9 protein-coding genes are annotated in these 13,526 nt (G+C 61.8%); 2 read left to right on the forward strand and 7 right to left on the reverse strand.

Annotated elements, in window-relative coordinates; translation table 11 throughout:
- Positions 1-521: 521 nt before the first annotated feature.
- The 5 genes from ACSQ83_RS00370 to purT all read right to left on the reverse strand — a co-directional run bounded on the left by ACSQ83_RS00370 (position 522) and on the right by purT (position 5,889).
- Positions 522-1,979, reverse strand: coding sequence for an aldehyde dehydrogenase family protein (locus ACSQ83_RS00370; RefSeq protein ID WP_436226892.1), 1,458 nt, complete (start codon positions 1,977-1,979; stop codon positions 522-524).
- Positions 1,980-1,997: 18 nt separating this feature from the next.
- The gene (locus ACSQ83_RS00375) at positions 1,998-3,650 is read right to left on the reverse strand and encodes an acetolactate synthase large subunit (protein ID WP_436226893.1); all 1,653 of its coding nucleotides are present in this window, start codon (positions 3,648-3,650) and stop codon (positions 1,998-2,000) included.
- A gap of 278 nt (positions 3,651-3,928) precedes the next feature.
- Positions 3,929-4,339 (reverse strand): MliC family protein, encoded by a 411-nt coding sequence (locus ACSQ83_RS00380; RefSeq protein ID WP_436226894.1) that lies wholly within the window; start codon positions 4,337-4,339, stop codon positions 3,929-3,931.
- Positions 4,340-4,403: 64 nt separating this feature from the next.
- Positions 4,404-4,559, reverse strand: a complete 156-nt coding sequence (locus ACSQ83_RS00385) for a DUF6726 family protein (RefSeq protein ID WP_346730470.1) — start codon at positions 4,557-4,559, stop codon at positions 4,404-4,406.
- Positions 4,560-4,626: 67 nt separating this feature from the next.
- Entirely contained in the window at positions 4,627-5,889 is a 1,263-nt protein-coding gene (purT, locus tag ACSQ83_RS00390) for a formate-dependent phosphoribosylglycinamide formyltransferase (RefSeq protein ID WP_436226895.1), read from the reverse strand.
- A gap of 372 nt (positions 5,890-6,261) precedes the next feature.
- On the opposite strand from purT, the gene ACSQ83_RS00395 reads away from it, so the two are divergent.
- Both ACSQ83_RS00395 and ACSQ83_RS00400 read left to right on the forward strand, forming a co-directional pair.
- Positions 6,262-6,786: an META domain-containing protein gene (locus tag ACSQ83_RS00395; RefSeq protein WP_436227076.1), complete on the forward strand. Its 525-nt coding sequence runs from the start codon at positions 6,262-6,264 to the stop codon at positions 6,784-6,786.
- A 326-nt stretch (positions 6,787-7,112) separates the two neighbouring features.
- On the forward strand, positions 7,113-10,994 hold the full coding sequence (locus tag ACSQ83_RS00400; RefSeq protein ID WP_436226896.1) for a DNA translocase FtsK: 3,882 nt from the start codon (positions 7,113-7,115) through the stop codon (positions 10,992-10,994).
- Positions 10,995-11,065: 71 nt separating this feature from the next.
- Here ACSQ83_RS00400 and ACSQ83_RS00405 read toward each other — a convergent pair whose 3' ends face one another.
- Both ACSQ83_RS00405 and ACSQ83_RS00410 read right to left on the reverse strand, forming a co-directional pair.
- Complete coding sequence (locus tag ACSQ83_RS00405; protein WP_414948079.1) at positions 11,066-12,121, reverse strand: transporter; 1,056 nt, start codon at positions 12,119-12,121, stop codon at positions 11,066-11,068.
- 148 nt (positions 12,122-12,269) lie between these two features.
- Positions 12,270-13,499, reverse strand: coding sequence for a lactonase family protein (locus ACSQ83_RS00410; RefSeq protein WP_436226897.1), 1,230 nt, complete (start codon positions 13,497-13,499; stop codon positions 12,270-12,272).
- Between the last annotated feature and the right edge of the window lie 27 nt (positions 13,500-13,526).

The following is a 13,526-nucleotide window of genomic DNA, read 5'->3' on the forward strand; positions in this document are numbered from 1 at the left end:
TGAAGAAGAACCGCGTGTTTCGTCGATGCAACCGGCAAACGACAATCAACGCGCGGACTTCGGATCCGCAGGGTTTTGTTCGCTGCGAATCTTCACTTGGGTCCGGTCTGACGCAACCGGATGGCGTAGTACGGTACAAAGCGAGTGCACAAGGCTAAGTACGAGTTACGAGTGGCAAGTGCTGGTGCAAGTGCTGGTGCTACGTGACCATGGCGGCAACCGCCACGGGCTGGAAAATATTCGAAGTCGGTGGCAATCGGCCGACAGTCAGCCGGCAATCAACAAGAAATGACGCCAACTTGCCAATCCAACGACCCGCATCCAGTCCAGCGTTTAATCCGGCCTCCAGCCCTACTCGCAACAGCAAGCCGGGCGAGGCGTTCGGACTTGGGAAAAGCCCGCTATTGTAGCACTCCCCCGCCCGCCAACACGTTGTTCAGCGACGCGCCTTCAGGCACCGCCGCGGCCGGAAAACCCGGCCAGACGGGCCTCGATGCCGCGACATCGATTGCCATAACAGCCTATTTCGGTTTCTGCGCCGGTTTTGGTGCATCCCTGACGACCATCAGACGCAACTCCGTCATGTCCTCGATCGCGTATTTGACGCCTTCCCGGCCCAGCCCGGAATCCTTGACACCGCCATACGGCATGTTATCAACGCGAAATGACGGTACGTCGTTGACCACCACGCCGCCTACTTCCAGTTCGTCCCACGCCAGATTCACGTTCGTGAGGCTGTCCGTGAACACGCCGGCCTGAAGGCCAAAGTCGCTGTCGTTGACCGTTTCGAGCGCCTGGCCGAAGTCCGTGAACTTTTCGAGGATCGCGACCGGCCCGAATGCTTCCTTCCGATACAAATCCTGGCCGCGCTTCACACCTTCCAGCAATGTTGCTTCGAACATGGTGCCCTCGACCTTGCCGCCCGCGATGATTTTCGCGCCGCTCGCCACCGCGCTTTCCATCCATCCGGCCAACCGCTTCGACTCGGATTCCGAGATCATCGGGCCGACGAAGGTCTTTTCATCCTTCGGATCGCCCATTTTCAGCGACTTCGTTTTCGCGATGAGTTTTTCGCGCAGGGCGTCGTAGATATCGGCGTGAATCAGGATCCGCTGCACGCCGATGCAACTCTGCCCCGACTGATAAAAGGCGCCAAACGCCAAACGGTCGACAACGTAATCCAGCCGGTCTGCCTGATCGCGATCGACAATCGCCGCCGCATTGCCGCCCAGTTCCAGGATCACCTTCTTCTTGCCCGCTTTTTTCTTCAGTTCCCAACCGACCGCCGGTGATCCCGTGAACGACAGCAGCCGGAAACGCTCGTCGGTGGTGAAAAGATCCGCGCCATCGCGATGCGCCGGAAGAATCGAAAACGCGCCTTTCGGCAGATCGGTTTCGGCGAGAATTTCGCCCATGATCAGTGCACCGACCGGCGTGCGGCTCGCAGGTTTCAGCACGAACGGGCAACCGGCCGCAATTGCCGGCGCGACCTTGTGCGCGGTCAGGTTCAGCGGGAAATTGAACGGCGAGATGAACGAACACGGGCCAATGGGCACGCGTTTGTAATAGCCGTGGTAACCAGCCGCGCGCGGCGCAATCTCCAGGTTGATCATGCCGCCATCGATACGCACCGACTCCTCAGCCGCGACCCGGAAGGTATCGATAAGCCGGGTGACCTCACCTTTCGAATCGTTGATCGGCTTTCCTGCTTCGATGCACAGCGCCTCGGCGAGTTCGTCGAAACGCTCGCGGAACCGCTTCACACAGTGATCGAGCACTGCTTGCCGCTGATACGGCTTGAATTCACGCATCGCGCGCTGCGCAGCAACGGCGTGGCCGATAGCGGCATCGATAGCCTTCGCGTCCGCCATTGCCACACGGGTCGCCACTTCGCCGCTGAATTTATCGGTGACTTCCAGGTCCGTGTTTGCCGCTACGGGTTCGTTTGCCAAGTAATACGGGTACGTTTTCTTCAGCATCTCACTCTCCGAGTAGGCTCAAAGTTGCGCGCTCAGCCGTTTGATTTCGCGGTTCAACACGCGCTCGTTGTCCGAATAGTCGATAGGCACATCGATCAGATGCACGCCCGGCGTCGTGAAACACTCGCGCAGCAAAGGCGCAAGCGCCGCCGCGGAATCCACCCGGTGCCCGGTCGCCCCGTAACTTTGTGCATACGCGACAAAGTCGGGGTTCTGCAGCGTCATCCCATAATCCGGGAAATTCATGTTTTCCTGCTTCCAGCGGATCATGCCGAACGCGTCATCACGCAGAAGGAGGATCACCAGATCCAGTTTCAGGCGCACGGCCGTCTCCACTTCTTGCGAATTCATCATGAAACCGCCGTCCCCGCAGACCGCCATCACGTTGCGGTCGGGATGCACGATCTTGCTTGCAATAGCAGACGGCAGACCTGCTCCCATCGATGCCAGCGCGTTGTCCAGCAGAATAGAATTCGGCTCGTGGGCTCGGTAATAGCGGGCGAACCAGATCTTGTACATGCCGTTATCGAGGCAAATGATGCCGTCCTTCGGCATGGTGTCGTACACGTCCTTGACGATCCGCACCGGATACAGCGGGAACCGGTCGTCGTGCTGGCCCTTTGCCAGTTGCGCGTCGAAATGTTCCTTGATCATCTTGAAGCGCGAAAAATCCCAATGCTGCTCGCTCTTCTTCAACAATTCCTTCATCTGCCAGACCGCGTTCGCGATGTCCCCAACCACTTCAATCTGCGGGAAATACACCGGGTCGACCTGTGCGCCAAGGAAATTCACGTGAATCACGGTCTTTTCGTCGCCGTCGCCGCTGCGCATGAAAAACGGCGGCTTTTCGATCACGTCATGGCCAATGTTGATGATGCAATCGGCGTGATCGATCGCCCGATGCACGAAATCGCCATCTGACAACGTGGCGTTGCCTAGCCACATGGGATGCGATTCATCAATCACACCCTTGCCCATTTGCGTGGTGAAGAACGGAATCCCGATCTGGTCGACGAATTCGCGCAGCATCTTCGTCGTGGTCTTGCGATTGGCGCCAGCGCCGATCATCAAGAGCGGATATTTGGCCGCTCGGATCGCCTCGACGGCGTGCTCCACCGCCCGTTCCTCCGCGATCGGACGACGGCTATAACTCTTCGGGATCGGCGCGCCGTCGCCCTCTTCGTGCGCGACGTCTTCCGGCAGTTCGAGGTGCACCGCGCCCGGACGCTCTTCTTCCGCGCGCCGGAACGCCTCGCGCACCGACGCCGGAATATTGCCGATAGACACCATCGAACGCGTGTATTTGGTGAGCGGTTCCATCATCCGCACGACATCGACGATCTGGAAGCTGCCCTGCTTGCTCGATTTGATCGGTTTCTGACCGGTGACCATCAGCATGGGCATGCCGCCGAGTTGCGCGTAGGCGGCGGCGGTCACGAAATTGGTCGCGCCGGGCCCGAGCGTGGCCAGGCACACGCCGGTCTTGCCCGTCAGCCGGCCGTAGGTGGCGGCCATGAAACCCGCCGCTTGTTCGTGGCGAGTCAGGACGAGCTTGATTTTGGAGCGGCGCAGCGACTCGAGGAGATCGAGATTTTCCTCGCCGGGGATGCCAAACACGTATTCGACTTTTTCTGCTTCCAGCGCTTTGACGAACAGATCCGATGCTTTCATGGAGAGTCTCGCTAGGGGACGGCGTGCACGGTGAATGCCGTGCAAAAGACGGGAATGAAATGGACCGGGTGCTGCTGAAGCAGGCTACACGTAGGCCGCGCGGCACCCGCCCGTCCGTTTATGGTCAGTCGACCGCACGCGGTTTGCGCGTGCGAATACAACCTTACTCCGGATCGCCATTTGGTGTCGCGGACGGCGGCGGGGGCATCGGATGCAAAGAGCCCGTTCCGACGCGAATCGGAACGGGCTCTGTTTTCATCTTGCGGTCGAACGAGTCGCTAGCTTTGTGTCTTGCACTCAGAAAGCATGGGTGCGGATTTCGGATCGGCGGTGTCGTCGGTGAGCGTGCCTTCAGGGCCTTTTGTCCACCACGTGTAGTGATCGGCAACGTATTTCGCCCCTGATCCCGACAGGACATTCACAAACAACATCTTGCGGCCATCGACGGTCAGCAGCGCGAAACTCTGCTTGTTCTTCGTGTTCATGTATTGCACGGTCAGCGTGCTGCCACCGCGGCACGCGTAACGCAGCGTGTTGGCCGTCGCCGTCTGGATCTGCGGCACGGTCAGCGGCATCGCGGTCGCCGAATGGCTCACGACAATCAGACACAGCGCACCGGCGGTCATTGCCGTCGATCTGACGATTCGTCCGATCCTTTCCGCCAACATTCCCTTCATTCCATCCTTCATCTTTCCATCCTTTCGTCACTTCTTTCCCGGTGAATCAGCCGTGCATGCCCTAAGCCACTGCTCCTCACGGATCGATAACGCCCGCGCACGCGTCGGTCGGCGCCGCCGCGACATGGCCGACCAGCGGCACCATCTTCAATCCCGCCGATGCCACCCGGCACGGCGCTGCCGCAACGCCGCACCCGGCCAAACCCACCAACGTCGCGCACAGCGCGACCATTGCACACCATTTCACTTGAAACCTCCGTGCCGCTCGCGAAAAACTCGCCACGAGCGGCGTGTTGCCGTCATCGAGTGGAGACGGGTCTTACCTTAGACGCGGCCAGCTTCGCGCGTTCCCGCGCTTCGTCGGTATCGCGTCCGGTGGCGAGCGCGACGCCCATGCGGCGCTTCGCAAAACTTTCCGGTTTGCCGAACAATCGCAGGTCCGAATCCGGCACCGCAAGCGCCTCGGCGACGCCTTCGAACGCGACACCCGCTTCCTCCAGCCCGCCATAAATGACCGCCGATGCACCCGGCGCGCGCAACGTTGTATCGACGGGAAGACCGAGGATCGCCCGCGCGTGCAGGTCGAATTCGGAGAAGCGCTGCGTGGCGAGCGTGACCAGACCTGTGTCATGCGGTCGCGGACTGACTTCGGAGAACCAGACGTCGTCGCCGCGCACGAACAATTCGACGCCGAACAACCCGCGGCCGCCCAGCGCCGTGGTGACCTTCGCGGCAACATCGCGTGACTTTTCGAGCGCCACGGCGCTCATTGCCTGCGGTTGCCACGATTCCACGTAGTCGCCCGCCACCTGGACATGGCCGATCGGCTCGCAAAAATACGTTTGCAGATCGCCCGTTTCCGGATTGACTGCGCGCACGGTGAGCTGCGTAATCTCGTACTCGAAATCGATAAACCCTTCCACGATCACGCGCCCATGATTGACGCGGCCGCCGGCCATCGCGTGCTGCCAGGCGGGTTCGATATCCGCCGCGCTCTTGAGCACCGACTGCCCCTTGCCCGACGACGACATCACCGGTTTCACCACGCACGGAAACCCGATCTTGCCGATAGCCGCCGTCATCTCGTCCAGCGACTCGGCGAACGCATACGGAGAAGTGGGCAGGCCGAGCGTTTCAGCGGCGAGTCGGCGGATGCCTTCGCGATTCATGGTGAGCTGGGTCGCGCGCGCCGTCGGGATCACGACGGCGAGTTGCTCAGCTTCGATTTCAGCGAGGGTATCGGTTGCTATGGCCTCGATCTCCGGCACGATCAGATGCGGCCGTTCGGCTTCGATCAACGCCCGCAACGCCGCGCCGTCGGTCATGTCGATCACGTGCGAGCGATGCGCGACCTGATGGCCGGGGGCATCGGCGTAACGGTCGACCGCGATCGTCTCCACGCCGAGCCGCTGCAACGCGATGATCACTTCCTTGCCGAGTTCGCCCGCGCCGAGCAGCATCACGCGCGTCGCGCCGGGCGTGAGCGGCGTACCGATTTTCGTCGGCTGCACGCCGGATTGAGGGGAAGAAACGGCGGACGCAGCGGACTTCGCGCTCTGCATGGATGCTCCAGAAAAAGAGGCCTGTTAAGCCCGCGATGTTAACACGCGGACCCTTTTCCACACGCGACCGGTGTTGTGTTTGCAGCCGGGACTTGTCAGATCCAGGACGGCGATTAGCTTTGCCGGCAACCGCCCGGGTGAAGGCTTTCGCTTCATCGAACGGAGGCTTCGGCTCACTTTTCTTTACATGTTGCAATGACTTTGCCGCAATCTGCCTTGGTCAATCTTAGGACGAGTGCGATACCCTTACGGTTTTGCCAGCCCCAAGGAAATTCCATGTCGATGCAGCCTTCCCGTTCGCAACCTGCGCGTGTTTCGGCGCGCAGCCGGGTCCATGCTGCGTTCCCGCGTTCCAGGCAATCATTTGCCGCCATGGCGTCTATTGCCGCGGTGGTTTTCGGCGCCGCGCTGGCGGGCTGCACGATGCCGACGCATCCAGACAGCGCCGCGCCGCCGACCGATCCTTACAACCCGGCCGCGACCCAGCTTCTCGACGATACCCAATGGCAACTCACCAGTTGGGCCAATGCCGACGGCAAAACGCGCCCGGTTCCGACCGCTCCGGCCGATGCCGCTAGCGGTAGTAGTAGCGCTGGCGCAGCACCGGTCACCCTGAATTTTTCGACGCTAAGCGGCCAACGCAAAGCGAACGGCTTTTCCGGATGCAACAGTTTCACCGGCACCTACGACCTGGCCGGCGGCGCGCTTTCGTTCGGCCCCCTTGCGAGCACGCGTATGGCCTGCGCGTCGGGACCCGGCAGCGCGCTCGAACAACCGTTCCTCCGGGGCCTGGCGGATATCGAAAAGACCGGTGTGCAAATGCAGCCGCCACAACAGTTGCAGATCACGCTCAAGAACGGCGACGTGATGACATTCACACGCGTCGCAAAGCCTTAATCACGGTCGATGAAGGTCGGGTTGCAGGGTTGAGGTTTTTGAAGGTGGGGGTTAAGGCAACCGGCGTCCAGACGTTTGACCGCGATGAACGTTTTGATTTCGCCTGGGCTGTTCATCTCTGAACGCTCGATGAGCGCCCCACCGACCCGGCCAACATCGTTTCGATGCATCAATCGTCACGCGCGGCCGAAAGCTTGATTGCTTGATTGCTTGACTACTGCCCGCGCTCGCCGCGTTCATGGCGGTTAAACTCGGCGGTATCGATTCATCTTTGTCCGAGCCTGGGTTCGCTGCTCACATCGCTTACATCATTCCTGGTTCCTTGCATGCACACGGTAGTTTTCGGCTGGTTCGGTGCTTCGGCCGTCTGGTTCATCCCCCTTCTCTGGCGCATCGTCAAGTCCGTTCTGCCCAACGGCGGCGGTCTGCGCGGGCCGGGCACGATCCGGCTTTGGCTCGGTTTCTTCTGCGTGCTCCTCGCGAGCTGCGCGCTCGAAGCCGCGCTGTTCCATTCGTTCACATTCGCCGCCGATGTCAACCATCTCGGCCACGCGCTGTTATTCGGCCTGGGCGGACATGCCGGCGTCGTCAGCACGCCGGCTGCGCTGAGCGTGGGGGCCGGTGCGGCCGTCGTGTTTTTCATCAGTTTGCCGTGGCTCTGCGGATTCCAGTGGCGCGACACTTTTGGCTGGGCAAACGGCGCATTCGGCCTGGGGCTCAAACCCGAGTGGTTCTCGCCGCGCGAACGGACAGTCCGCGAGAGACCGGCGCGTGGGCGGGCATCGCGCGACAAGTCGGAAACGCGGGGCACGGGCCCGGGCCTCGGCAGTTTCAAGGCCGGAGGCACGGTTGGAAGCGGCGTCACGACGTCGGGCAGAACCTCACACGATGCGCCGGCCCTCGGCTTGCCGACAGCGACGCAACGTCCAAACAGCCGTTATCAGCGACCAACCGTCTGGCGCCCGCAGCCGGCCCGGCGTAGCGACGCAGAGCGGCCGCTGCGTGGACCCGAAGCCGCGCGTCCAAGCGAACCGTTGTCGCCGAATCATCGTGAGCCGGGTACGGACAGCAACGCCTATTCGGACCGATTTCCCGATGCACGCCCCGCCGCTGCGCACAGCGGTCGTGGAGCGGGAGCGCGGGAGCCGCTCGAACCTGTCGCGCCGGCTGGTTGGTTGAAGACGGACGCGCCGGCGGGAACGTCGTCGGGTTCGTCGTCCGGGACGCGGGCAACGGGAGCCGTCGCGAGCGCGGCGGCGACAGGCGCGGCATCGGCTGGCGCCACGCGGGTCGCGAATGCGGCAGGTGATGTGAGGACCTCGGGGGGAACGCCGGGTGCCGTGCCGCCGAGGGTCGCCCAGACATCGACAACGCGTGCAATCGACCCTTCTCGTGCGGACGTTTCGCGTTCATCGCTGAATCGGAGCGTGCCGGGTTCCTCCAGCGTTTCGCACGCCGCTTCACGCAATACATCGATAAACCCGGCGCGCGGCAAATCGATGCCTCCGGTCGTATCGAGCGAATCTTTTTTTGCTGCGACAACAGCATCCGCAGGCGCTCCCGTCAGACCCGCCGGGCCGCCGCCGGCGCCTGAACGTATCAAGGAAACGCTGCGCTCTATCGAGCAAAGCACGGCGCAATGGACGCGCCCAGGTAGCGCCGATGCCGCGCGGGACGCGGAAGCGTTGCCCGATGCGAGCCGTGCAGATGAAGGACGCGATGCCGCGGCTTTGCACGCTTTGGGTTCGCCCGATGCGCCGACTGCTTCGGCTAGTTCTGAGGGTTCGGTTTCTTCGATGCCCTCGGCCGTTTCTGCATTGCCGCTAAGTGCAGGTCACTCAACGCCCAGCACACCGACACCGAATGCGACGGATCTCGCGAAGGCCTCAATCGCTTCCGATTCGCCTCCGGTGTCAGGCACGAATATTCCATCGCCGACAGCCCGTGACATCGGTGTCCAACAGACACAGGCAACCGCCCCGGTCACGACACAATCGATCGACGCGCATTCGAACCCGTTGTCGAACCCGCCCGTGCATCGGACTGAAATCGACGAGACCACGCATCGGACGTTGAATCAGACAGCGCCGGCCAATATCGATACAACCGCGCGCCCAATCTCATCCAGTATTGCAGGCAACTCCGCGCCCAATCCACCGAACGATTCGGGTTCATTTCCGCGCCCGGAACCTTCAGCGCCGAAGACCACGCCAGCACACACGCCGGCTCATCTCGCCGATCTCCCGCCGTGGGCCGTCCGCGCCGGGCAAACGCATCCCGTGCAGACGACGCGTGACATCGTCCCGGCGACACCGATATCGCCGGTATCGGAAACCTCAGCAACTGCGCGGTCCGATCAAGTCAACACACCGCCGTGGCAAGCAAATACGGATGCCACACGCGCACCGCTCAGCGTCGTCGAGTCGTCGCACGCCGCGCCAGACGAAACGGACGCTACGTCCGCGCATCTCACCTCGAACGGCTACACGACGCAAACGCCAACCGACCGCACGAGCGAAACAGAATGGCAACGCGCGTCCGAAACACAAGCACAAACACACCCGAACGCGGACCCCGCGTCGAACGTCGTCCACTTCCCGCGAGCGAATACGAATACGAATACGCCCCCGGCTCCATCGCCTGATATCGCCGTGCCTCAACCCGAATCCCGGCCGCCCGTCCGCGGTTTCATCGCCACCGAATTCGAGTTCCACGCGCCGGCTGCATCGGCTGTCGATCTCCCCGGCCTGGATCTCCTCGAACCGGCATCCGACGAAGTCGAACCCGTCTCCGAGCAACATCTCGCCGAAACGGGCCAGCTGATCGAGCAGCGCCTGCAGGAATTCAAGGTGCCGGTGACCGTGGTCGGTGCATCGGCGGGACCGGTCATCACGCGCTTCGAAGTCGAACCGGCGCTCGGCGTACGCGGCAGCCAGATTGTCGGCCTGATGAAGGACCTGTCTCGCGGGCTCGGACTGACATCGATCCGCGTGGTCGAAACCATTCCCGGCAAGACTTGCATGGGGCTCGAATTGCCGAACGCCAAACGGCAGATGATCCGGCTCTCCGAAATCCTGGAAGCCGATGTCTACCGCGACTCGAAGTCGTTCCTCACGATCGCGATGGGCAAGGACATCGTCGGCAATCCGGTCGTCACCGACCTCGCGCGCGCGCCGCACATGCTGGTCGCGGGCACGACGGGTTCGGGCAAGTCGGTCGCCATCAACGCGATGATCCTCTCGCTGCTGTACAAGGCGAAACCGGAAGACGTGCGCCTGATCATGATCGACCCGAAGATGCTCGAACTGTCCGTCTACGAGGGCATTCCGCATCTGCTCGCGCCGGTCGTCACCGACATGAAGCTGGCCGCGAACGCACTGAACTGGTGTGTCGGGGAAATGGAGAAGCGCTACAAGCTGATGTCGGCGGTGGGCGTGCGTAATCTGCAGGGTTTCAACCAGAAAATCCGCAATGCCGAAGCGGCGGGCAAGAAGCTGACGAACCCGTTTTCACTCACGCCCGACGCACCCGAACCGCTCGCCAAATTGCCGATGATCGTGGTCGTCATCGACGAGCTCGCGGACTTGATGATGGTCGCGGGCAAGCAGATCGAGCAGTTGATCGCGCGACTCGCGCAGAAGGCGCGCGCCGCCGGCATTCACCTGATTTTGGCGACGCAACGGCCGTCGGTGGATGTGATTACCGGGCTGATCAAGGCGAACATTCCGACGCGGGTGGCGTTCCAGGTGTCATCGAAGATCGACTCGCGGACCATCCTTGACCAGATGGGCGCGGAGTCCCTGCTCGGCGCCGGCGACATGTTGTTCCTGCCGCCCGGCACCGGTTATCCGCAGCGCGTGCATGGCGCGTTTGTCGCGGACGAGGAAGTGCATAGCGTCGTGGAGTACCTGAAGCAGTTCGGCGAACCGGAGTACGAGGAAGGGATCTTGTCGGGTCCGACGCCCGAAGGCGGCACGCCGGACCTGTTCGGCGACACACCGGATGCCGAGGCCGATCCGCTCTACGACGAAGCCGTATCGTTCGTATTGCGCACGCGCCGTGCATCGATTTCCTCGGTGCAGCGGCAATTGCGCATTGGCTATAACCGCGCAGCGCGGCTGGTCGAACAGATGGAAACAGCGGGCCTGGTATCGCCGATGGGCACGAACGGGAACCGCGAAGTGCTCGCGCCGGGACCATCGGAATAAGCGGCTGCTGGTTAGCGGCTGGCGGTGCCCAAGCGGCTTTAGCGCCTGGGCACCGCCCACACACAATCAGGTCACCACAATCGCAAGCGCCGCAACAAATACAGCGTGAAAGCGGCGCAGACAGCCATCACGCCCATCACGATCAAGAACGAATAACGGTCATGCGTGCCGGGCAGCCCGGCCACGTTCATGCCGAAGATGCCGGACACAAGCGTTGCAGGCATCAGCAACGCAGACATGACCGCGAGCCACAGCAGCTTGCGGTTGATATCTTCCGAGAGCAACGCAGCAATCTCATCCTGCAGAAGCTTTGCCCGTTCGTATTGCGCCTCGAGCCCGGCGGCCAGCCCGTTAAGCACCTGAATTGCCTGGATCAGCGTTTCCATCGATCGGGGCTCCGCCCATTCGAGCCGGCGCAGAACAAGTTGCGTCAATGCATTGCGCTCAGGATCCACGAACCGCTTCACCTCAACCAGCCGCCTGCGCACCGAGCCCAGCTCCGCACGCCAGTTCGAGTGACGACCATCTAACACGCCCTCCTCGACGTCGTCGAGCCGGTCGCCGATTTCATCGATACGATCCGCGAACGTCTCGTTCAACGCCCGGATTAACCCGGCGAAAAGATCGACGGTATCGCGGAACACGGCGCCTTCGAGCACGGCATGACGCAGCCGGTCAGTCGATTGCAACGGCTGTGCGCGCACGGTAATCATGCGGTTCTTATCGACGTAAAAGCGCAGCGCGCCGGTTGCCCGGCGCGTGGCCTGCGCGTTCGGATCGGCGTCGGGCGTTTCGGCGACGCGCTCCAGATCAGCCACCACGCCGTACATGAACGTCCCGCCCATATGCACGCGCGGGCGCTTGTCTTCACCGTTCAGGAATTCACGCGCGACATCGGGCATCGCGGTCACGCCGGTCAACCAGCTTTCGACGGTGTCGTCGTTCGCGCTCAAATGCAGCCACGTGGGGCCATCGCCCACGATCTCGCGACGCGCCTCGTCCCAGGACAGCCGCAAAGCCTCCGCGCCGGCAAAGCGGAACGCGCAGATGAAACCCGGCGGCGCGTTTTGTGAAGCGCCGCCGGTGGTGGAACCAGACTGGGTGCTAACTGCTGACGTAATATTCAACGTTGACTTCCTTCAATACCAGGACAATCCCGGCCTTACCGGTTAAACGAAACCACGTTACTTGAGAATCAAGAAACTGCGCGAGTCGTGTTCGTGTATCAACGCACGGACAATGCACGACGACCCGCACAGATGAAAAAAACAATCTTCAGGATGGCGAAACAAACTTGAAATCGACCGGCGAACCAATCTCCAGGCGCTTCGGATCGGACGCGAGTTCGCCTGTGTCTGGATTGCGCCGGAAAAAGTACGCGCTGTCGCTGTCCTGATTACCGACGATCAACCAGCGTCCGGTCGGATCGATAGCAAATTCGCGCGGCGTTTTGCCGAGCGACGAATTGCGGCCAAGCAGCTTGAGATGACCATCGGACGGATTCACGGCGTAGGTCAGGATTTCGTTGGCATCGCCGCGATTGGTGGCGTACAGAAAACGGCCATCCGGCGACATATGGATCGCGCCACCGCCCACCTTGCCCTTGAAGCCGGGCTGCGTCATCGGCAAGGTTTGTTTCAACGTGAGCTTGCCGTCGTCATAGTCGTACACCATTACCGACGCATTCATTTCGGTCGTGAGGTACGCGTGTTTGCCGGCTTGATCGAAGATCAGGTGCCGCGGTCCGGAGCCTGGTTTCACAAGTGTATAGCGTGACTCGGTCGGGCCGAACAAGCCGCGGCTGCCGTCGGGTGTGTATCGATACGAATAGACCTTGTCGGCGCCCAAATCCTGCGCGAACAGATAACGGCCGTCGGGCGAAAACACCGTGGAATGCACATGCGAATTGTCCTGACGCCCTTTCACGGGACCGCTGCCGTCGTGATGCACGGTCAGCACGGACGGACCCACCTGGTCACCTTGCAGCGGAAACACGGCAAAGCTGCCGCCCGGATTCGATGCCACCGAGTAGTTGGCCGTGAGCAAATAACGGCCATCCGGCGATAAAGCGAGATACGCGGGATCGTTGCCATCGGAGGAGACGCGGTTCACGAAGGTGAGCTGCCCGCTCGGCGGATCGAAACGGAAAGCGCTGATGCCGCCGCGTTGCGAAGCGGGTCCGTTGTCGCCAGGAAGTTCATTCACGGCGTAGACATGCTGTCGATCCTTGCTCACCACAAGGTAAGACGGATTCACCGCCTGCGCGGATGAGAGCCGCGTGATCTCACCGGTGCCCGTATCGAAGCGATACACATAGATACCCTCGCTCTTGCCGCTGCCGGTATAGGTGCCCACGAGCAGGTCGAATACGCCGTTGCTCGACATACCGGACGTACCGGACGCAGTTGTCGACGTGCCGGCGGTCGTCGCCGCCCCTTGCGCAAACGCTTGAGGCCCGGCAACCGACAACACAGCGGCCACGCCCGCCGCGACGCCTTTCGACATCAAGTGCAGTCGCGCAGCCGGACGTTC

The organism is Caballeronia sp. LjRoot29 (assembly GCF_964252755.1).
GTDB lineage: Bacteria > Pseudomonadota > Gammaproteobacteria > Burkholderiales > Burkholderiaceae > Caballeronia.